The organism is Deltaproteobacteria bacterium (genome assembly GCA_026388415.1).
In the GTDB taxonomy this organism is placed as follows: domain Bacteria; phylum Desulfobacterota; class Syntrophia; order Syntrophales; family JACQWR01; genus JAPLJV01.
Genome location: JAPLJV010000048.1, coordinates 19,925 through 41,115, shown reverse-complemented (window position 1 = coordinate 41,115; position 21,191 = coordinate 19,925). Strand labels below are relative to the sequence as shown.

Below are 21,191 nucleotides of genomic sequence, written 5' to 3'. Positions count from 1 at the left end.
CACATGGCGTTCCATGATGCCCTGACTGGCCTGCCCAACCGTTCACTCTTTAATGACCGTCTTGTTATGGCAATGGCCCACGCTGAACGCTTTAACGAGAAGGTTGCCGTGATGATGCTTGACCTTGACAAGTTCAAAGATGTGAACGACACATTTGGCCATAGTAGCGGGGATCTGTTATTACAGGCTGTTGCAGAAAAACTCACCTTGCAGATACGAAAAGGTGACACAGTCGCACGCATGGGCGGTGATGAGTTTATGTTGATTTTTGCCGACCTTAAGCAGACAGAAGATGTTAATACCATTACAGAAAAGATAATGGAAGATTTCCAGACCAATATTACAATTAATAATCATACCATGTCTGTCACGATGAGTATCGGCATAGCCGTCTACCCTGACCATGGCGAGGATATAGACACCCTTGTAAAGAATGCAGATATTGCGATGTATAGCGTTAAGCAGACAGGCAGGAATGGATATAGATATTATAGTGCATAATTCAATAAAAAGGATCAGTAGATGGGCGTGAAACTGGCGGAAACTGCTGGTTTTTGCATGGGTGTCCGGCGGGCGGTTGACCTGGTGCTGGACACCGCGCGGCAGGCCGGCCCGGGGCCAATCTATACCTACGGTCCCCTGATCCATAATCCTCAGACGGTCGCGCTGCTTGAAAAACGGGGCATCCTGCCCATCGCCAGCCTCGAGGAAATTCCCGCCGGCAGCGAAACAACGCTGGTCATCCGCACCCATGGCGTATCGCCTGAGGAACGGCGCCAGATTATGGCTAAAGGCGTCAAGATCGTGGACGCCACCTGCCCGAAGGTGGCGCGCGTCCAGGCCATTATCAAGAAGCAGGTAGCCCTCGGTTATACGATTGTGATTGTGGGCGACGAGGGTCATCCGGAGGTAACGGCCTTGCTCGGTTACAGCGCTGGCCGGGGCCTGGTAATAGGCACTAAGGAGCAAGCGCAGCGCTTGCCCCCTGCAGAGCACTTAGGCATTGTCGCTCAGACAACGCAAGATCAGGAGCTTTATCAGGAAATAGCGCAAATCATCAAAAGGAAATCTCCCCGGGCGCTGGTCTTTGACACCATCTGCGACTCCACGGAAAAGAGACAAAAGGAGGTTAAAAATCTGGCGGCCCGGATGGATGCCATGGTTATTGTCGGGGGCGTCAACAGCGCCAATACCAAACGGCTGGCCGAGATGGCGGAGCAGCAGGGGAAACCGACCTTTTACATTGAAACGGCGGAAGGCCTGAAAGACCACCCCCTGGGTCTCTATGGCAGTATCGGGGTTTCAGCAGGGGCTTCGACGCCGAACTGGATCATTGACCGGGTAGTAAATGACATTACCAATCTTCAGGGCCAGCGGGGGGAAAAATCGCCAGGTCTGTTTAATATATGGCTTTTTTTAGTGCGTACGGACATCTATGCGGCGTTGGGCGCCGGGTGCCTTTATCTGGCCGGCGCCATTATGCAGGAGCTGGAGGTGCGGTTCAGCAATTTTTTGATAGCCTCCCTTTACGTTTATGCGATGCATGTTTTGAACAGATTTACGGACCATAAAACAAATATCAGCGGTTCCTTCCGGGAAGAAAATTACCGGCAACACGAAGCCCTTTATATTTTTCTGGCTGTTGCAACATTAATAGCCGCCCTGCTCTTAGCCCTGGCCCAGGGGGCGGGACAATTCCTTTTGCTTTTTGTCATTTCCCTGTCCGGTGTCCTTTATAATGCCCGTTTCTTGCCGTCCCGATGGCGTTTTCGAAGCTTGAAGGAACTGCCGGGCTCAAAAAATGTGTCAATGGCCCTGGCCTGGGCGATGGTGACCGTAGTGCTGCCAGTCGTGGGCGCGGGGTTTACTTTCCGCCCCGGCTTGGCGGTGGCCTTTGTTTTTACTTTTGCCATGGTTTTCATCCGTTCCATTTTATCGGATATCATCGAAATGCAAAATGACCGCTTGCTGGGGCGGGAGACGATTCCGGTCCTGGTGGGCAGTAAAACATCGCAGCGGATATTGAAGGTTGTCTGGGTTTTATTATTTATTCTGCTCGCGTCTGCCTACCCCGCCGGATGGTCGGCATCGGTGAGTATAGCGCTGATTATTTGTCTATTTTATGTGTTGATATGTTTTAAACTTTGTGATAGAAGGGCGGCACTTTCCAGCATGGAGATATGGGGGCTTTTAGAGACCAACTACATCCTTGCGGGGGTGAGCGCCTTGTCGTGGCTGGCCATTAATCGTGTCTGACGCCGGCAAAGATTGACTGGAGATATTTTGGCGATACCTAAATATCGGGTTTTTTCTCTGGGCATGCTGCTGATTTTGATGCTGGGCGGCTGTGGCGGCGTCCGCTTTTCCCAGATTGCTCCGGAGGCTGAGGGCTTTCACCCGCAGACATTAGCTCTGCTGGCGCTGGATGTGGTGGGTGTTGAGGAATCAAGGGAAGTGCTGGACCGGATTATTGCCGGTGAATTGTCAGATGAGAGGCAATTTAAGAGCTTTTTCTCATATCAGATGATGCAGCGCCTGCTCCAGGAAAATGAACCCCTGCGTAAGACAACAACTGCTTATCTGGCCAAGCTGAAGGCAGTAAATTTTTCCGATAGCGACCTGAGCAAAAAAATAGGTGAGCTGGCCGGTGTTGATGCTTTTTTATTGATTAATGTGGATTACTGGTATTATACCCAGGAGGCCGACAAGAATGTGGCCAAGGTCGGCCTGAGCATGAAGCTGATCAATGCCGCCACGGGGGTGGTGATCTGGAAGGCCGGGCATGATCTGGCGGAGAAATATGTGATTATGAAACCGGAACTGCGCAGTGTAGCCAGGGACGTGGTAAGGCAAATGTTGAGGGCTATGCCCCGTTGAGGGGAAGTAATGAAAGTCTTGATAAGACGGAGGTGATGTGATGAAAGAAGCAGTGCAAAAGGCGATTAATAAGATCAGGCCCAACCTGCAGATGGATGGCGGGGATGTGGAACTGGTTGATATCACTGATGATGGTGTAGTAAAGGTTAAGCTGCTGGGCGCCTGCGGGGGTTGCCCGATGTCGCAGATGACCCTGAAGATGGGGATTGAAAAACATTTGAAGCAGGAAGTCCCCCAGGTAAAAGAGGTTGTTTCTGTATAGTTGAGACGGGCTGCCGTCCGTCTCAACTTGGTTAAAATAATTATAAAGGAGAGAGAAAATGGCTTACGTGATTACAGATGAGTGCATCGCTTGCGGTTCTTGTCAGGACGAGTGCCCGGTGGAGGCGATCAGCGAAGGAGATGATAAATACACCATTGATGCGAAGCTTTGTACGGATTGCGGAACCTGTGCCGAGCAATGTCCCGTCGAGGCTATTGTCGCCGGGGAAGAGAAATAAATTTTTCATTGTCGAACCAAAGGGGGGAACCGCTTGCCTGTAAAGGCCGGTGTTTCCCCCTGTTTTTTTGTGATATCATTCCGGGAACCGCATGAACCGATTTATTGCCTTTGAAGGGATTGAAGGTTGCGGTAAAACCACCCAAGTGAGAATGGCGGGCGAATACCTTGCCGCGCAAGGCGTTAGCTGCCTGGCCACTGATGAGCCGGGTGGTACGCCGTTGGGGGAAAAAATCCGGGAAATGCTTTTAAACATCGGCCCTTACGCTATTTCTCCGCGTGCCGAACTGCTCCTTTTTGTGGCTGCCCGGGTGCAGCATGTCCAGGATGTAATCAGGCCCGCCCTGGAGCAGGGGAAATGGGTGCTCTGTGATCGGTTCATTGACGCCACTTTAGCCTATCAGGGTTACGGGCGCGGTTTGGATCGCACGGTAATCAAGGACCTGCACAATTTTTCGTCGGCTTCCCTGACCCCTGCCCTGACTATCCTCCTGGACATGCCGGTTGAGGAAGGTCTCCAGCGGGCGCTGGGTCGAATTGCCCGGCTCCAGGGCAACAACCGGGAGGATCGTTTCGAAAGAGAGGCTCTGAGCTTCCACCAGCGCGTCCGGGATGGCTATCTGGCCCTGGCGGCGGAGCATCCGGCGAGATACCGGATCATCAACGCGGCCCGCGAAATAGCGGCCGTAAGTACAGATGTGTGTCGTGAACTTTTGGCCTTCATAAAAAGATAACTGCCAGCTTATTACCAGAGGAACCAATTAATGTCTTTCCAGGATATCTTCGGTCACGAAAGGCAGATTGAGCAGTTGCAGAGCTCTCTGGCCCAGGGCCGCATCCCCCACGCGTTCCTCTTTTACGGTCTGGAGGGCATCGGTAAAAGGACAACGGCCGGGACTCTTGCCAAGACCATTAACTGTCTCGCCGATAAGTATGATTCCTGCGATGTCTGCTCCTCATGCGTGAAGGCGGACCACAATAATCATCTGGACATTATGGCAGTGGAGGCTGACGGCCAGTTTATTAAAATCGAGGCGATCCGCAACCTGCAGGAACGCATGAAGTTTAAACCCTGGGAGGGGAAAAAGCGGGTCTGTATCATAGATAATGCCGAGAAGATGAACGATGTGGCGGCCAATGCCCTGTTGAAGATACTGGAAGAACCCCCGGCAGCAAATATCATCATCCTGATTTCCGCGCTTCCTTTCCAGTTGCCCGCCACGATACTTTCCCGGTGTCAGCAGATCAGGTTTAATCCCCTCCCGGAAGAAAAAGTGGCCCGTTTTTTACAGCGGCGCCTCTCTTTAGACGTCCCCGCTTCCCGCCTGCTGGCCAGCTCTGCCGGTGGCAGTATCGCCCGGGCACTCGAGATGCACAGTAGTTCCTATCTGGATATGCGTAAGGAAATAATCGAGTTGGCGGCCGCCGGGCTGATGCATGATCCCCTGTTGCGCCTGTCCAGTTTAAACCGTTTCGGGCAAACTCGGGAAGAGGTCATGGAGCGGCTGGTTATTTTGTGCACCTGCTATCGGGACGCCATGGTTTACAGGGAAACGGGCACAGTGGAGGCGCTGATCAATCAGGATCAGGGGGAGATGATCAAGGCCCTGTCCGATCGCCTGCCGCTCACGGACCTGATCAGCAATATCAAAGCCATCGGTCGGGCGTTCTCGGCGGTCGAGCAAAACGCGGATAAGACATTGACTTTGGAAGTGATGATGTTTAAACTTAGATAGGGATTGACGGAAAAGGAGATTTACTTGGCGAAACAAATAGTCGGGGTAAAGTTTCGACCGGAGGGGAAGATATACACTTTCGGCGCCGGTGACTTGCCTCTGCAAAAGAACGATCAGGTGGTTATCAATACGGATCAGGGCTTGTCCATAGGCAGGGTGGCGACAGAGCTTTCAACAGTCGAGGTTGACCAGTTACCCGTTAATCTTAAATATATCATCCGTAAGGCCACTGAGGGCGACTTGCGCATCCGGGAAGAAAACCAATGTCTGGAAAAAGAGGCCCGCCAGTATTGCCGGGAACGGATCATCGCCCGGGCGCTGCCCATGAAGCTGATCACCCTGGAGTGCGCCTTTGATAAAAGCAAGATGGTGTTTTATTTTACGGCGGAAAACAGGGTTGATTTTCGGGAGCTGGTAAGGGATCTGGTGCAGAAATTCAAGGCCCGGATCGAACTCAGGCAAATCGGCGCCCGGCAGGAAACGAAGCTCGTTAAAGGTCTCGGCATGTGCGGTCGCGAGGTATGTTGCGCCAGTTCCCTGCCCAATATTGACCGGGTTTCGATCAAGATGGCCAAGGAGCAGAGCCTCTCCTTGAATCCGGAAAAGATTTCCGGTCTGTGCGGTCGCCTGATGTGTTGCCTGGCTTTTGAATATGAAGGTTATGTGGAGATGAGAAAAGGCATGCCCAAGTGCGGGAAAACGGTGCACACTGCCCAAGGCAACGCCAAGGTGCTCAGACAAAATGTCTTGCGCGGCGAGATTGCCGTGGCCCTGGAAAATGGCAAGGAAATCACCCTGAACATAAAGGATCTTGAATCTGGCGGCCGGTGAGATGACGGCGAGCCCCCTAAAACGAGCTGGTTATGGAAAAAGCCTTTTATATTTCTACCCCTATCTATTACGTCAACGCCTCGCCGCACATCGGCCATGCCTATACGACCATTGTGGCGGATGTGCTGGCCCGGTATCATCGCCTGTCCGGATATCGTACCTTTTTCTTGACGGGAACGGATGAGCACGGCGACAAAATCGTGGCCGCCGCAGCTAAAGCCGGAGTAACCCCGCAGGCGTACGCCGACATGATCAGCGGACAGTTCCGTAATCTTTGGCCCGAGTTAAGCATCAGCAATGATGATTTTATCAGAACCACCGAGGCGCGTCACATAAAGACGGTGCAGGCGATTTTGCAGAAGGTCTATGACGCCGGCGACATTTACTTCGGAAGTTATGAAGGCTACTATTGCGTAGGTTGTGAGCGGTTTTATATGGAAAAGGAACTCATCGCCGGTCACTGTCCCGATCATCAGACCGCACCCGAGTATCGCAAGGAAAGCAATTACTTCTTCCGTATGAGCAAATATCAGGATTGGCTGGTCGGGCACATTACTGATCATCCCGATTTTATCCGGCCGGAGCGCTACCGGAATGAGGCCCTGGCCTTCCTGCGGGAACCGCTGGAGGATCTCTGCATCTCCCGGCCCAAGTCGCGGCTGACCTGGGGCATTGATCTGCCCTTTGATGACAAGTATGTGACTTACGTATGGTTTGACGCCCTGATCAATTACATCACGGGCGTCGGCTATCCCGAAGGCGATAATTTCAAAACCTTCTGGCCCGTAGCCGAGCATCTGATCGCCAAAGACATTCTGAAACCCCATGGCATCTACTGGCCAACCATTCTGAAGGCGGCCGGCATCGAACCCTACCGGCGCCTGAATGTCCATGGCTATTGGAATGTTGATCAGAGCAAGATGTCCAAGACGGTGGGCAATGTCGTCAACCCCCTGACGCTGAAAGACAAATACGGTTTAGATTCCTTTCGGTATTTTCTGCTCCGGGATATGGTGTTTGGCCTGGATTCAAGTTTCAGCGAAGCGGCCTTCATTCAGCGTATCAATTCCGATCTGGCGAACGACCTGGGCAATCTCGTGAGCAGAACCATGACCATGGCCTTGAAGTACGGCAATGGCCAAGTTCCCGCGCCCGGTCAGTCAGTTGCGGGAGATGAAACCCTGGTTGCGGCCCTGCAAAAAGTCAATTCCGAGGTAGAAGCCTCTTTCGCGGAACTGGCGCCCCATAAAGCGCTGATAGCCATCTGGGAATTCATCGGTTGCGTGAACAAGCACATCGTTGCCGTCGAGCCGTGGGTTCTGGCCAAAGATCCTGCCCAAAAGGCCAGGCTGGATGCGGTTATGTACGATCTGCTGGAGGCCCTGCGGATCATTGCCGTCCTCATCTTACCGTTTATGCCTGATTCCGCCGGCAAGATCATGGCGCAACTGGGCATCGAGGATCAGGCTCGTGAAGATTTTCAGAGCATCCGCAGTTGGGGAGGCCTGATGGTCGGGCAGAAAATCAAGCAGGGAGGCAACCTGTTCCCGCGCGTTCCCGCCCTCGCCGAGGAAAGCCCCACCGCCGCAGCTAAGGTGGAGATACCTCCCGTCAAGCCGCTTATTGATTTTGAAGAATGGGGAAAAGTTGATCTCCGGACGGCCACGATCATAGCCGCCGAGAGGGTGCCCAATTCTCAAAAACTGGTCAAATTGAAGATTGATCTGGGGGAAGAAAGAACGATTGTCGCGGGGATCGGCAAGGACTACCTGCCCGCTGACCTCGTCGGCAAGACCGTCGTAGTTGTGGCCAATCTGAAGCCGGCCAAACTCATGGGAATTGAATCGCAGGGGATGCTGCTGGCTACCGGTACCGCGGACGGCCTGGCGCTGCTCTCTGTGGACGGCAAGCCCCTGCCGGGGGCAAAAGTCAGTTAAACAAGGCAGTTAAACAAGGAGGTAAGGACTATGTCAGACAAAAGTGGTGAATTTTTTAAGGGTTTGTTGATCGGGGGCGTGGCCGGTGCAATCTTGGGGATACTTTACGCGCCCAAAAGCGGCAAGGAAACACGCGAAGATATCGCCCGTAAGACGGAAGAATTGATAACCAAGGCTAAGGAGGACTACGAAAAAGCCTTGGAGAAAAGCAAGAAAACCTATGAATCCGCCCTGAAACGGCTCCATGATCTGGAAGCAACGGCGAAGGAAACGGTTGAACACCTGGAAGGAGAGGCGGTGGAAATGGCGGAGCGGGGCAAGGAGGCCTTTCAGGATGGTAAAACCCGTTTTAAAAGGGCCCTTGATGCCGGCGTGGAAGCCTTTAAAGAGGAAAAAACATCTTAATATCAGTATGTTAATTAGTTAGGAGCAGGCGTGCCCTATGGTAGAAACCAAAGCCGTGATTTGGAGCGTGGCGTTCTTTGTAGTTATCCTTTTACTGATTCTGTTCCTCTGGCAGATGTGGCGGACGGCAAAAAACATGGCCACGGCCCTGGAAGAGTTCAATAAAACCCTGCCGGAGATCTTGGCCAATATGCAGGAAATCACTGCCAATATACACAGTGCCACTGATATGATCAGGCATGAGGCAGAGGAGTTTGTCGTGCTGAGCCGGAAGGTGCGCGCCTTTCTGGGGCTGGTAAATGACCTGGAGGTAACTTTGCTGCAGGGCGTCAAGGTCCCGCTTATGGAGACGCTGAGAACGGCGCGCGGCTTGCTGAAAGGGATCGGGGTTTTCCTGAGCGTTTTCCTGCAGCAAGGTGAGAATCGGCAAGGGGAAGGGAAATAGTGAACAAGGTCAGTTATGGAAGCAGGCTGGGGCGTGTCCACTCTACCGTAACGAAGGACGTGAGTCAGAATGCCAAATCGGCGGAAGAAGTGGTGCGGGAGATAAAGCAGGCGCAGTCGAAGCTACCCGCCGCCGCGACCTATCGTGAAAAGGCTCTGGCGATATATGGTTTGATCTGTGCGCGTTGCGGCCGGGAGTTTGAAAACGATAATCGTCAACTGCTGACGGTGCACCACAAGGACGGCAATCATCTCAACAACCCGCCGGACGGCAGCAACTGGGAACCGCTCTGCGTATACTGCCATGAAGATGCGCACAGCCGCGGAATACTTGGCGATTACATTGAAGGCGCCGGCGGCGGTGGTCGGGAGAGCAGCCTCGTCTATCAGGACCAGGAACAGCAGGTGGGAAACACGCTGGCCGAGAAGCTGAAAAAAGCCCTGGCGGATAAGGCGAAATCACGCCCTTAATTGAGAACGAAATTTACCCAACCTGTTTAATCACTTATCGGCTCTTTTTTGTAAAGAGCTTTCATAATGCCGCGGGTTTGCATGATGCGGAAAACATAGCTTTTTGTCTCACCGAAGGGAATATCTTCCGTAAACTCCTCTTCATCCTGATAACCCATGGCGAGCCATTTTTCCACGTTGTGCGGTCCCGCATTGTAGGCGGCAATGGCGTATTGCGATAACTTGAACTGCACCAGCAGCTTGGCGAAATAATTTGTCCCCAGCCTGATATTTTTTTCCGGATCGAATAGTTCCTCATTATGTTTGATATTGGCCATGCTGCGCGCCGTAGCCGGCAGGAGCTGCATGATGCCGAGCGCACCGGCGGAGGATACGACATCCCGCTGGAAATGGCTTTCCTCTCTCATTATGGCCATAATAAGAAAAGGGTCAATTTCTTGTGCCTGAGCGCACTTGGCCACGATATCCCCGAAGGCGAGCGGGTATTTCAGCAAGGGGTAATTGTGCCGCCCGCCCAGCCGGACCAGAGAAAGATAGTCTTCTATGGTTAGCAGCAGTTGGGCAAAAGCGGAAATGTATGGCTCCGTAACCGAACTCATCATCAGGCGGGCTTCCGTCCGGGCTTCCGTACTCATTTCCAGGCCGTGGAGAGTAGTTATCCGCAGAAATTTTCTGTTCATCTCTTCAGGAAGCTGGGAAGCGCCATCCTTTTTCAGATCGGCGCCATCTCGGCCCGATGGCGGTCTGGGCCTGCTGATGCCCGATTGAAACCAGTAATAGCTGTTTTTGTCCTTAATCTGCGCAAAGATAGCATCCCCGTTTTGACCTTGATATTTCTTCACCTTGGCCAGCCAGAAAAGAAACTTGTCACGCTTATTGGAATCAGACGCTGCCAGGCTGGCAAGAATTTTTTCCGCATCAGGGTAGCGTTTTTGCCTGATATTCAGCCAGGCCTGTGACCAGGTAATTTCCTCTTTTTTTTCGGGATAGAGGCCCAGCATGGATTGCAGCATAGCGCCGGCGCTCGTGTGATCACCTGCTCTTCTCTTCATCTCGGCGGCCAGAATGTGCAGGCTGAATAGATCTTGCCTGCCTTCCCCGGCCAGCTCAGCGATGAGTTTGTAAAATGCTTCATTTTCTTTGGCCCGGACGAGACTTTGGGCCAGAAGATATTTCCCTTCTTTTGATGATACACCGGCAAGTGTCTTGATGGCTTCACTATAGCGGCGCAGACGGAAATAGGCCCGGGCCAGCAGATACTTGCCTTCATCGTCCTTGAAATTGATACCCTCCGTTAAACTGACGACTTGGGCGTAATTATTATTTTCCAGGAGGCTTACGAGGACTTTTTTGATATCTGCGGCGGAAGGCTGAAAATCAGCCTTTTTAAGCGCTTCGTAGGCGTTCATGCTATAATCGCTGCCGGAAAAAAAGATTTCTTTCCGCAGGGCGCGGGCTTCATCACTCCGGCCGCTCTTTTCCAGCAGGCCGGCCTTGTCCCACGCTACTTTGCTGTCCTGGGGAAATTCTTTCAGGTAAAGATCGTAATCGGCAAAAAGAGCAGTGATGTCGCCGCTTTTGCCCAGGTCCAGAATCTTTTGGTATGACTTGCGGTAAAGGGGAGAGGTTTTGTAAATTTTGACTATTTTCCGGAGGGCATTCAAGGCCCTTTCGCTATCACCGGACTTTTCATAACAGGTGGCCAGATCCAAAAGCACATAATCGGCCAGTAACTGGTAATCGTTTTCCAGCGGCTTGACGATTTCGATTGCCTTTTGCCATTTTCCCTCCCTCATGAATTTTCTGCCGTCAGCGTATATTTCGCGGGTAGAGGCGGCAAAGGCGGAGGTAGTGGTGTTAGTCGTCAGGAGAAGGAAAAGAATGATGACAGACGCAATTTTCATGTAAATCTTTTTCATCGGATTAGCAGGCCCGCATCGCTATTATTGTGGACAAATTTGTCGCCCACCGACGTGCCGCAGGCCATGCAGGTGTAGTCATACTTTTCCCCGTCCGGGATAATGAGGAGCAGCTTTTTTCTAACCCGGACAGATCTTTGGCAGCGAGGGCAAAAAAGTTCCGTGGCATCAAAATCGCGGTATGTTTCTCTCACCATGACTGGTTTCCCCTAACTTTCGCTGTCCGGAATCCCCCGTGCGTTTTCCAGCCAGACCGTGGCGTCGCTGTCGCTGGGCGCCCGGTAATCGCCGCGCGGCGAGAGGGAACCGCCCGAGCCAACCTTGGGGCCGTTGGGAACACAGGAACGCTTGAACTGGCTGTACTGGAAAAAGCGCAGCAAATATACGTGAAGCCATTGCTTGATTTCCGCTATCGAATAGGCGTGTCTCTTCTCTTCCGGCACATCGGGCCACCGGCCCAGCGCCTTGTCCCGCCAGGCACAGTAGGCCATGAAGGCCACCTTGGTCGGCAGAAATCCGTATCGGGTTATATAGAAATTATGAAAATCCTGCAGTTCGTAAGGCCCCACTATTTCTTCCGTTTTTTGCGAGGGCGCATCGTTTTCCTGGCCAGGAACAAGCTCCGGGCTAATTTCGGTCTGCAGAATATCAACCAGGATCGCCGATATTTCCGGGGTGAACTGATTTGTGCCCGCCACCCAGCGGATCAGATGCTGGATGAGCGTCTTGGGGACGCTGACATTGACGTTGTAGTGAGACATATGGTCTCCTACCCCGTAAGTGCACCAACCCAGGGCCAGTTCGCTCAGGTCTCCCGTGCCGACGACCAGTGCCTTCTGGAGATTGGCCAGGCGAAACAGGTGCGAGGTGCGCTCTCCGGCCTGGACGTTTTCAAAGGTAATATCGTAGAGTTTTTCCCCTGCCGCAAAGGGATGACCGATGTCTTGCAGCATTTGCCGCGAGCTGGGTTTGATATCTATCTCATGGGCCGAAACCCCTAATGCCGCCATCAATTTGAGCGCATTCTGGTAGGTTTTATCGGTGGTGGCAAAGCCCGGCATCGTGTAGGCCTTGATGTTGACACGGGGCAGATTCAGCAAGTCCATGGTGCGGGCGGCCACGATCAGCGCCTGCGTGGAATCCAGACCGCCCGAGATGCCGAGGACGACATTGCTGATTCCCGCTGATTTCAGACGCTGGGACAAACCCTGCACCTGGATGTTGTAGGCCTCGTAGCAGCGTTGGTCGCGTTTGGCCGGATCAGCCGGTATGTACGGGAAACGCGGGTATTGTCGCTCGAGGAGAATTTTCCCCTCCGGCAGATTAACGTCGAAAGCGACATGTCGGAAGGCGGTCAGGCGGTCCTTGTGATGCAGGGCGCTTTGTCCAAAGGAAGTCATGCGCATTCTGTCCTGCGCCAGGCTGTCCAGATTTATATCGGCGCAGATTAGCTGGGGTTGTTGCTGAAAACGGGCCGATTCTCCCAGGAGCCGGCCGTTTTCATAGATCAGGGCGTGACCGTCCCAGGCCAGGTCGGTGGTAGATTCTCCGGGACCGGCGGCGGTATATAGATAAGCTGCCAGACAGCGCCCGGACTGGGTAGCCGCCAGTTGGTGACGATATTCCGCCTTCCCGATGATTATATTGGAGGCCGAAAGGTTGCCGATGACGGTAGCCCCCGCCAGAGCGGCGTAGCTGGAGGGCGGGATGGGAACCCAGACGTCCTCGCACATCTCGATAAAAAAACGGCAATGCGGCAGATTCTTTACGGTAAAGATGATGTCGGCGCCGAAGGGCGCCTCCTGCCCGCAGAGGTGTATGGTCGGCGAGAGTGCTTCTGCAGCCGGGCTGAATTGCCGCCCCTCGTAGAATTCCCGGTAGTTGGGGAGGTAGGATTTGACGGCTACCCCGAGGATTCGTCCGCGGTAGAGGAGCACCCCGCAGTTAAAGAGGCGAAAATCAACCTGTAGAGGCGCCCCCACGACCAGGATAAGATTAAGTTCTTTGGAGACGTCAATGATCCTGGCCAGCGCCTGGAGAACGCCCTGCAGCAGCGCATCCTGGTGAAACAGATCTTCATTTGAGTAAGCTGACAGACTGAGTTCAGGAAAGATGGCGAGGATTGCCTGCCGGTCGGCCGCCGTCCGCGCTAACTGCAGGATGCTATCGGCATTGAAAAAGGGATCGGCGACCTTTACTGCGGGGATGCACAGGGCGGCCCGGATAAATCCCTGGTGATAAAGATTAAAAAATTCCTTATTGGGAATGGATTCCATCAGGTTGCCTCCTTCTCCACATAGGCATAGGCGCTGTGGTTGTGGATGCTTTCAAAGTTTTCCGCCTCCACGCTGTACCAGGTGAAATTGTCAATGGCATTCAGCCGCTCGGCCACGTTACGGACCACATCCTCGACGAACATGGGGTTTTCATAGCCTTTTTCCGTCACGTATTTTTCATCTACCCGTTTCAAAAGGGAATAAACCTCGCCGCTGGCCGAATTTTCTACCAGCGTAATGACGTCTTCTATCCAGAAAAATTTTTTGAATTTTACCTTCACATCCACCATGCTCCGCTGGTTGTGGGCGCCGGCGTTGCTGATTTCTTTGGAACAGGGGCAGACGGTGGTGACGGGCACCACCACGCCCACCATAATATCCGTTTTATTACCCCGGTTTTGTCCCCAAAACCGGCACTCGTATTCCATCAGGCTTTTGGCGCGGGAAACAGGCGCCGTTTTTTTCACAAAGTAAGAGAAGCTGATTTCTATGTGCGCCGACTCGGCCCGGAGCTTTTCCCGGAGCTTTTCCAGGATGAGCTGCAGGGTTTTAATGTTGACCTCACCATGGTATTCATTGAGGATTTCCACAAAGCGGCTCATGTGGGTTCCCTTGAAGTGATGGGGCAAGTTGACGTACATATTGATGGCGGCATTAACCTGCTGGACTCCCTGGACGCGGTCCAGGACAGTAATGGGATATTTAATCCCCTTCACGCCGACCTTTTGAATATCTATACGACGGTAGTCTTGCTGATTTTGCATATCTATCATGACAATTTACCGCGGTAGGAGGCCCTCGCATTTTCGGATTCCCAGACGGTAACACAGGGCACAGCTATGTTCTGCGCGGCGGCCTTTTCGTCAATCCGGTCGTGAAGGAAACGGGCCAGATTTTCCGCCGAAGGATTAACATTTTGAAAATAGGGCAGCTCGTTCAGATATTTGTGATCCAGAGAATCAAGTATCTCGTCGGTCCACTCCTTGAGGATGCGAAAGTCCAAGAGCAATCCTTCCTTGCTCAAAGTCGAGGCGGCCAGGGTCACTTCCACAATAAAATTATGTCCATGCAACCCTTCGCACTTGCCGCCGATACCCTTCAACATATGGGCGGCGGAAAAGGATCGGGTAATAGTTATTTCGTACATTATTTTCTCCTGAGTTAGAGTGTGTCTTATATCACGAGTTCCGGGGACAGTATACTTAATTATTGAAATAAAGGGACGTAACACTTTATTATCTTGATATAGGTTATATTCCCCGAATTTCCGCAAGGTAGCGATTGACATCTTTGCCCGAGCGGTGATAGATGTATCAGAGATGTTAGGCGTTGGGGGCTAAAATGAATAAAGCCATTAAAGCTGCCTTGTTATCGGCGCTTGTTTTTCCCGGATCAGGGCAGTTTTATCTCAAGCGATACGGGCGTGGTCTACTGCTGCTACTGCTCATACTGCTGGGATTGACTATAGTCATTGTCAGAGCGACCGTTGTTGCCCTAGATAGTTTAAAAGTAATGCAGGGCGCTGGGACGGTGATTGATGCCAACGCAATCTCCCGTCTTGCCGAGACAACCTCCGGCAATATTTTCACTGATAATACGACCATTCTGCTGTTTCTTGTCGCCTGCTGGATTTTTTCCGTGGTTGACGCCTATCGGATAGGGAAAAGAAGCCTTGCCAATGCAGAGGAGCGGGCAGATCATTAAGTGTAGAGAATCATGAATCAATTAATTGCAATTGCATCGGGATAGCCCATAAATTTGTAGGGGCGGATTTCAAACCCGCCCCTACAAAGATAGGAAAGGAATAGCTATGGGGGAAGGCATATCTGATTACACCAAATTTGCCGTGGACTTACGACGCCACATGTGGATGGACGGCGTAGAGATGGAATTGCGCCGCCTGATCTGGCAGATTGCCGTGACGGGGAAATATATATCCGCCAAGATTCACGAATCCAACCGCAAGCTGGCGGGGTTTCAAAACATTTACGGAGAGGACCAATTAGCCCTGGACCGCGGCGCCGATGAAATTCTAAAAAATCAACTCCAGTTTTCCGGGTCTGTCCGGGAATACGCCTCCGAAGAGCAGGAAACCGTTGTCACCATCGGCCAGGGGAATGAAAAATATTTCATTACCGCCGATCCCCTGGACGGTTCTTCGCTCGTGGATGCCAATCTGTCCATCGGCACCATTATCGGCATCCACCAGGAGGCGGTTTTAGGCCAGGGCCGAAAATCCATGGTGGCGGCGCTCTACATTACCTACGGCCCGCTGATCACGATGGTGTATGCGACGGCCAAGGGGGCCCATGAATTTGTGCTGAACAGGGAAGGCGAGTATGTCCTTTCTCAGGAGAACATAACCTTAAATGATCGAGGCTCCATTTACAGCCCGGGCGGATTGAGAAGGGACTGCACTCCGGAGCATTGTAAATTTCTGGAAGCGCTGGAGGCAGCCGGCTACAAGCTCCGCTATAGCGGTGGATTTGTACCGGACATCAATCAGTTGCTGATCAAAAGAGGGGGTATTTTCACTTACCCCGCCTTAAAAAATGAACCGCAGGGGAAATTGCGGCTCCTTTTCGAACTTCAGCCCATGGCCTTCATCATCGAACAGGCGGGCGGTATGGCCACGAATGGCCGGGAGGATATCCTGTCATTGACGGTAACGGATCTGGACCAGCGCTCGCCGATCTACATCGGCAGCCGTGTAGAGGTGGAACAGGCGCGAGGATTTCTAACGGGTAACTAATTACGGGGGAGGGAAGTCCAGCATGCATAGTACGCCCAAGGACCGCATAGATCTCAGCGGCATTCTCTTCATGGTTCTGCTCACATTTCTGTGGGGTTGCAACTATTCGGCGATCAAGTTCGCCAGCGGTGGCATCTCGCCTGTCTTCATGTCCTTTCTCCGTTCAGCGATTGCCTCTTTTCTGGGCATCCTCTACTGCCTGGCCATCAAGGAGCCGCTTTTCCACCGGGACATCCGTCTCTGGCACGGATGCGTGGTAGGGCTCCTTTTTGGGATCGAGTTTGCCTGCATCTATTTCGGCCTGCGCTATACCCATGCCGCCCGCGCCAGTATCCTGCTTAATCTTTCGCCGTTCGTGGTGGCCATCGGCGCCTGGCTATTTCTGCGGGAGCGCTTGAATGCCCTCAATATAACAGGATTGGTCCTCGCCTTCGCCGGGGCGGCCTGCGTCCTGCTCTGGGGTAAACCGGCTACTTGGACCCCATCCATGCTTTTTGGGGATGCGCTGCAGATAATAGCCGCAGTGCTGTGGGGTGCGACGACAATTTACATCAAAAAATATCTGGCCGGCAAGGTCCAGCCGATTCATACCTTCCTCTACCAGCTCGTCTTTTCCATTCCTATCCTCCTTCTCTGCGCCTATGTCCTGGAACCGACCTGGATCCACGGCATCAACGGACCTGTCCTGGCCGCGCTCGGCTATCAGTCGGTTATTGTCGCCTTCGCTTCCTATCTGGTGTGGTTCAAACTGATTCATACCTATCCCGTTTCCCAGCTCGCGGTTTTTTCCTTCCTGACGCCAATTTTCGGCGTTGCTTCCGGGGCGATCTTTCTGGCTGAACCGGTCACGGTGGGCTTGGTGATTGGCATGTCATTAGTATGCGTCGGCATCTATGTGAACAGCAGGGGGCAGCAGTAATAAACTCCCAGGATTATTGCCGGTAGCAACCGGCCTCGGCAAGGTAGGCAAGCACTGCTTCCGGCACGAGATATCGGACGGATTTCCCGGCCTTGATCCGGCTTCTGATATCCGAAGAAGATACCTCCAGAAAAGAGACCTGGCGAAAAAAGATGGCCTTGCCGGTGGGGCCTTGATATCCGTCCAGGGCGGCGTTATAGCGGAACCGGCCGGCGTGGTCAGGGGGCAGGATCTCCGTCAGGCCTTCATTTTTCCAGCCAGCCCTGGTCATGACAACCACGTGGCACAAAGTGAGCAGCCGTTCCCAGTCCTTCCAGGTCTGGATGGTCTGGAAGGCATCCTGACCCAGGATAAAATAAAGCGTCGCCTGGGGTTGGGAGGCGAGCAGCTCTTCTACCGTTATGACGGAGTAGGACAGCCCGGCCCGTTTATTTTCCAGATCGGAACAGGAAAAAACCGGTTGCCCGGCAATGGCCAACTGGACCATCTCCGCCCGCTGGGCAAAAGGGGTCACTGCCGGATAATCCTTGTGAGGCGGTTGGGAGCTTGGGATAAACAATATCCGGTCCAGGGCGAATAATTCCCTGACCTCCTCGGCGCATCGCAAATGGCCCAAATGGATGGGATCGAAGGTGCCGCCCAGAATGCCCAGCTTCATACCCGTACCTGCCCGTCGCCGTAGATGATGAATTTGGTGGTAGTCAGTTCCTCCAACCCCATGGGGCCGAAGGCATGCAGTTTCGTCGTGCTGATCCCGATCTCGGCCCCCAAGCCCAGTTCAAATCCGTCGCTGAAGCGGGTCGAGGCGTTCACGAGCACCGTGGAGGAGTTCACCTCGTTCAGGAAGCGTTGGGCATTGTGATAATCCTTAGTGACGATGGCCTCGGTGTGGAGGGAGCCGTATTTGTCAATATGGGCCATGGCCGCATCGAGGTCGGGCACAACGCGGACGGCCAGGATGAGGTCGAGGTACTCACGATACCAGTCGTCTTCTGTCGCCGCTTCCATGCCGGGCGTAAGCTTTCGGGCCTGCTCGCAGCCGCGCAGCGTAACGCCGGCCTGCTGCAGTTTGATCGCCATACCCGGCAGAAATTGCGCCGCTATGTCCTGATGGACCAAAAGCGTCTCCAGGGCATTGCAGACGCCGGGACGCTGGGTCTTGGCATTCAGGCAGATATTTTCGGCCATGGCGAGGTCGGCGTCGGCGTCCACAAAGACATGGCAGACTCCCTTGTAATGTTTGATGACCGGGATCTTAGACTGGGCCACGACGGCCCGGATCAGTTCTTCCCCGCCCCGGGGGATGATGACATCAATGTATTCCTCTAACTGCAACATCTCATAGACGGCTTCCCGGTCCGTGATGGGGATGAGCTGAATGGCCTCCTCGGGCAGGGCCAGCTTTTTCAGCACGCCCCGCAAAATGCCGGCAATCGCCAGATTGGAATGGATCGCCTCGGAACCACCTCTCAGGATGACGGCATTGCCCGACTTCAGACACAGGGCGGCGGCGTCGGCCGTAACATTCGGACGGGATTCGTAGATGATGCCGATTACCCCCAGCGGGATCCGCATCCTCCCCACGAGCAGCCCGTTCGGACGACGCCACATGGAAGTTACCTTGCCCACGGGGTCCGGCAGCGCCGCGACCTCTTCCAGACCACCGGCCATGTCGCTGATCGTGCTTCCCTTGAGCATCAGCCTGTCTAACATGGCCGCCGCAAGGCCTGCCTGTCTGGCATAGGCCATATCTTTCCCGTTTTCCTGCTGCAGATAGTCCCCCTGTCGGATCAGCTCCGCGGCCATTTCCGTCAGCGCCCGATTCTTTTGATCAGTAGGGCAGCGCGCCAGGGCCAAGGATGCCAATCGGGCGTTTTGGGCAATTCCTCTTACCTGCAGCTTAATATCCATTTGGCATCCTTTCTTTAACCGGGAGCATTGACAAATATCATCATGTCTGTATATGAACCCCGCTATCATATATCGGTTAGTCTACAAAAGGGGGCCGGTTGTGTCAAGGCCATTTCGGGAACCATTTATTATCAAAGAGATTGCCACGGCGCGCAGTCGCCTCGCAATGACCGGGAAGGTCTCCCCGCATGAATAATCTGCGCATCAAGGCCGGCAAAGAAGCCTATGAACTGATAAAAGACGGCGGCTTTCATCCGGATATGGTTAGCGCCTATTTTGCGCCGGCCGGAGGTCCGCGCTGGTTAGTGGCGAGCGGTTTTGATCTGGCCCTGTTAAAAAGCGGACTGCTGGGGAACAAACAAGCCCTGCTGCTTGTCGGTTCTTCGGCTGGCGCCTGGCGTCTGGCCGCCTGGCTCCAGCCGGAAGCGGAAACCAGCTATCGCCGTCTGATGGATGCCTATATCGCCATGCCTTACCACCGCAAGGATTCGCCGGGACAGGTTTTTAATGCCCTCGGCGACGTTATCAATGCCTATCTGCCCGCAGACGCCCTGCCCTTCGCCTTGAGCTGCAAGCAGTATCGTCTGGCCGTCATCACGGTGCGGACGAAGCATCTGCTCGCCTCCGACGTACCATTGGTCCAGTGGCTGGGGTTGGGGATATGCTTCGTGGCGAACTACCTCGATCGTTCCTATCTTGCTGGTTTTGCGGAGCGGATGGTGTTTTACACGGGCGCCAAACCGCCCGATTTCTGCTTTGAGAAGGGATTCCGGGGCCGGTTTACAGCCCTGAGCGAGATCAACTTCCGCCATGCCCTGCTGGCCTCCGCCGCTATTCCCTTAGTTGTCGCCGGGGTGCGGGACATTTACGGGGCGCCTGCGGGCCTTTATCGCGATGGTGGTTTGCTCGATTATCATCTGACGCACCGGTACGCGAGGCAGACGGGAGGGGTGACCCTTTTTTTCCACCACTCGGAGCGGATCATTCCGGGCTGGTTAGACAAAAGACTAACGAGCCGCAAGCCGGCCGCCAGGATATTGAACAACGTCCTGATGGTCCATCCCACTGCGGAATTTGTGGCGCAACTGCCCGGCGCACGTATCCCTGATCGCGTGGATTATCTTACCTATCTCAACGATCCCGGGCAGAGGATGGCCAACTGGCTACAGGTAACAGCCCTGGCTGCACCGCTGGGGGAGGAGTTTCTGGAATTGGTGGTCAGCGGAAAAATCCGGGATGTAGTGGAGAAGTTAGACTGAATGGCGACGCCAGACCATCACGAGGCCCTTGTAAAACTCAAAGGGATGTTCAGTAGTTGCACACTTTGCCCCCGTCACTGCCGGGTGGACCGGACCAGGGGCGAGCAGGGCTTCTGCCGACTGGGGGATCAGATTGTCATGGACTGCGCCCTTGTCCATCATGGCGAAGAGCCGCCGCTTTCGGGGAACTGTGGCGCCGGTACGATCTTCTTCTCATCCTGCAACCTGAAGTGCATCTATTGCCAGAATCATCAGATCAGTCACGACATAAAGGGAGAATTGCTGGACAGCGCCGCGCTGGCCCGGATCATGCTGTCGCTTGCGGACAGGGGCTGCCACAATATTGAACCCGTCACCCCCACCCCTCAGACGCCCCAGATCATGGCAGCGCTCTCGATGGCGCGTGAGCAGGGCCTGCAACTGCCCTTCGTATATAATTGCGGCGGATACGAAGAGCCGGAGGTAATTAAAATGCTGGCCGGGATGGTGGATATCTATCTGCCGGATTTCAAGTACGGTTGTGACGACGACGGCTTGCTTTTTTCCGGGGTGAAGGATTACGTTGCCCAGGCATTGGCTTCAATCAAGGAAATGGTGCGCCAGGTGGGGGATGAACTGGAGACGGAGGACAACATCGCCCGCCGGGGTCTGCTGATCCGGCACCTGATCCTGCCGGGCAGGCAGGAGAACAGCCTTGCGGCGCTCCGACTGATCAAGGAAAATATCTCCCTGCGGGTATCCCTCAGCATCATGTCGCAATACACACCGATTCCCGCTTTGGTCCGGCACGCCATCCTGGGGCGCAGGATAACCCGCCGGGAATACGAGGCGGTGGTAAACTTCGCCCTGGATCTAGGCTTTGAGAATATCTTCGCCCAAGAGGTCAGCGATCGTCATCTGTCACCCGATTTTAACCAGGATGATCCCTTCGGTCCACATTGATCTGAGCCCGATC

Annotated in this window: 24 protein-coding genes; 17 read left to right on the top strand and 7 right to left on the bottom strand. The window is 53.8% G+C overall.

Annotation, left to right across the window (positions count from 1 at the left end; genetic code table 11):
• The 12 genes from NT140_10665 to NT140_10610 all read left to right on the top strand — a co-directional run.
• Positions 1-501, top strand: a 501-nt coding sequence (locus NT140_10665) for a GGDEF domain-containing protein (GenBank protein MCX5832325.1), incomplete at its 5' end; no start/stop codon positions are given.
• Between the two features lie 21 nt (positions 502-522).
• A complete protein-coding gene (gene ispH, locus NT140_10660) occupies positions 523-2,256 on the top strand; it encodes a 4-hydroxy-3-methylbut-2-enyl diphosphate reductase (GenBank protein ID MCX5832324.1) in 1,734 nt (577 codons plus the stop codon).
• A 27-nt stretch (positions 2,257-2,283) separates the two neighbouring features.
• Positions 2,284-2,877 (top strand): hypothetical protein, encoded by a 594-nt coding sequence (locus NT140_10655; protein ID MCX5832323.1) that lies wholly within the window; start codon positions 2,284-2,286, stop codon positions 2,875-2,877.
• A gap of 40 nt (positions 2,878-2,917) precedes the next feature.
• Entirely contained in the window at positions 2,918-3,139 is a 222-nt protein-coding gene (locus NT140_10650) for a NifU family protein (GenBank protein ID MCX5832322.1), read from the top strand.
• A gap of 58 nt (positions 3,140-3,197) precedes the next feature.
• Entirely contained in the window at positions 3,198-3,377 is a 180-nt protein-coding gene (locus tag NT140_10645) for a 4Fe-4S binding protein (GenBank protein MCX5832321.1), read from the top strand.
• Between the two features lie 91 nt (positions 3,378-3,468).
• Positions 3,469-4,110, top strand: a complete 642-nt coding sequence (gene tmk, locus NT140_10640) for a dTMP kinase (GenBank protein MCX5832320.1) — start codon at positions 3,469-3,471, stop codon at positions 4,108-4,110.
• A 30-nt stretch (positions 4,111-4,140) separates the two neighbouring features.
• The gene (gene holB, locus NT140_10635; GenBank protein ID MCX5832319.1) at positions 4,141-5,112 is read left to right on the top strand and encodes a DNA polymerase III subunit delta'; all 972 of its coding nucleotides are present in this window, start codon (positions 4,141-4,143) and stop codon (positions 5,110-5,112) included.
• Between the two features lie 24 nt (positions 5,113-5,136).
• Positions 5,137-5,943, top strand: a complete 807-nt coding sequence (locus NT140_10630) for a stage 0 sporulation family protein (protein ID MCX5832318.1) — start codon at positions 5,137-5,139, stop codon at positions 5,941-5,943.
• A gap of 32 nt (positions 5,944-5,975) precedes the next feature.
• Entirely contained in the window at positions 5,976-7,880 is a 1,905-nt protein-coding gene (gene metG / locus NT140_10625) for a methionine--tRNA ligase (protein MCX5832317.1), read from the top strand.
• Between the two features lie 30 nt (positions 7,881-7,910).
• A complete protein-coding gene (locus NT140_10620) occupies positions 7,911-8,285 on the top strand; it encodes a YtxH domain-containing protein (protein MCX5832316.1) in 375 nt (124 codons plus the stop codon).
• Between the two features lie 37 nt (positions 8,286-8,322).
• A complete protein-coding gene (locus tag NT140_10615) occupies positions 8,323-8,730 on the top strand; it encodes a hypothetical protein (protein MCX5832315.1) in 408 nt (135 codons plus the stop codon).
• A gap of 89 nt (positions 8,731-8,819) precedes the next feature.
• Positions 8,820-9,200: a YajD family HNH nuclease gene (locus tag NT140_10610; protein ID MCX5832314.1), complete on the top strand. Its 381-nt coding sequence runs from the start codon at positions 8,820-8,822 to the stop codon at positions 9,198-9,200.
• Positions 9,201-9,226: 26 nt separating this feature from the next.
• Here the strand turns inward: NT140_10610 and NT140_10605 are convergent, their stop codons facing one another.
• The 5 genes from NT140_10605 to queD are packed head-to-tail and all read right to left on the bottom strand — an operon-like array spanning position 9,227 to position 14,542.
• The gene (locus NT140_10605) at positions 9,227-11,119 is read right to left on the bottom strand and encodes a transglycosylase SLT domain-containing protein (protein ID MCX5832313.1); all 1,893 of its coding nucleotides are present in this window, start codon (positions 11,117-11,119) and stop codon (positions 9,227-9,229) included.
• Complete coding sequence (locus NT140_10600; protein ID MCX5832312.1) at positions 11,116-11,316, bottom strand: cytoplasmic protein; 201 nt, start codon at positions 11,314-11,316, stop codon at positions 11,116-11,118. The genes NT140_10605 and NT140_10600 overlap by 4 nt, the downstream gene beginning before the upstream one ends.
• 12 nt (positions 11,317-11,328) lie before the next feature.
• Entirely contained in the window at positions 11,329-13,395 is a 2,067-nt protein-coding gene (locus NT140_10595) for an NAD(+) synthase (GenBank protein ID MCX5832311.1), read from the bottom strand.
• A complete protein-coding gene (gene folE2, locus NT140_10590; GenBank protein ID MCX5832310.1) occupies positions 13,395-14,168 on the bottom strand; it encodes a GTP cyclohydrolase FolE2 in 774 nt (257 codons plus the stop codon). Before folE2 ends, NT140_10595 begins: the two co-directional genes overlap by 1 nt.
• Complete coding sequence (queD, locus tag NT140_10585) at positions 14,165-14,542, bottom strand: 6-carboxytetrahydropterin synthase QueD (protein MCX5832309.1); 378 nt, start codon at positions 14,540-14,542, stop codon at positions 14,165-14,167. The genes folE2 and queD overlap by 4 nt, the downstream gene beginning before the upstream one ends.
• Positions 14,543-14,736: 194 nt before the next feature.
• Here queD and NT140_10580 point away from each other — a divergent pair, with 194 nt between their 5' ends.
• From NT140_10580 to NT140_10570, 3 genes are all read left to right on the top strand, one after another.
• Positions 14,737-15,099 carry a hypothetical protein gene (locus NT140_10580; GenBank protein MCX5832308.1) on the top strand — a complete coding sequence of 121 codons (363 nt, stop codon included), beginning with the start codon at positions 14,737-14,739 and terminating at the stop codon, positions 15,097-15,099.
• Positions 15,100-15,205: 106 nt separating this feature from the next.
• Complete coding sequence (locus NT140_10575; GenBank protein MCX5832307.1) at positions 15,206-16,147, top strand: fructose-1,6-bisphosphatase; 942 nt, start codon at positions 15,206-15,208, stop codon at positions 16,145-16,147.
• 22 nt (positions 16,148-16,169) lie between these two features.
• Positions 16,170-17,066 carry a DMT family transporter gene (locus tag NT140_10570; protein ID MCX5832306.1) on the top strand — a complete coding sequence of 299 codons (897 nt, stop codon included), beginning with the start codon at positions 16,170-16,172 and terminating at the stop codon, positions 17,064-17,066.
• 13 nt (positions 17,067-17,079) lie between these two features.
• Here NT140_10570 and nadD read toward each other — a convergent pair whose 3' ends face one another.
• On the bottom strand, positions 17,080-17,724 hold the full coding sequence (gene nadD, locus NT140_10565) for a nicotinate-nucleotide adenylyltransferase (GenBank protein MCX5832305.1): 645 nt from the start codon (positions 17,722-17,724) through the stop codon (positions 17,080-17,082).
• Entirely contained in the window at positions 17,721-18,977 is a 1,257-nt protein-coding gene (locus NT140_10560) for a glutamate-5-semialdehyde dehydrogenase (protein MCX5832304.1), read from the bottom strand. Before NT140_10560 ends, nadD begins: the two co-directional genes overlap by 4 nt.
• Positions 18,978-19,165: 188 nt before the next feature.
• Here NT140_10560 and NT140_10555 point away from each other — a divergent pair, with 188 nt between their 5' ends.
• Both NT140_10555 and NT140_10550 read left to right on the top strand, forming a co-directional pair.
• On the top strand, positions 19,166-20,236 hold the full coding sequence (locus tag NT140_10555; protein MCX5832303.1) for a hypothetical protein: 1,071 nt from the start codon (positions 19,166-19,168) through the stop codon (positions 20,234-20,236).
• A complete protein-coding gene (locus NT140_10550; GenBank protein ID MCX5832302.1) occupies positions 20,237-21,178 on the top strand; it encodes a radical SAM protein in 942 nt (313 codons plus the stop codon).
• Positions 21,179-21,191 lie beyond the last annotated feature (13 nt).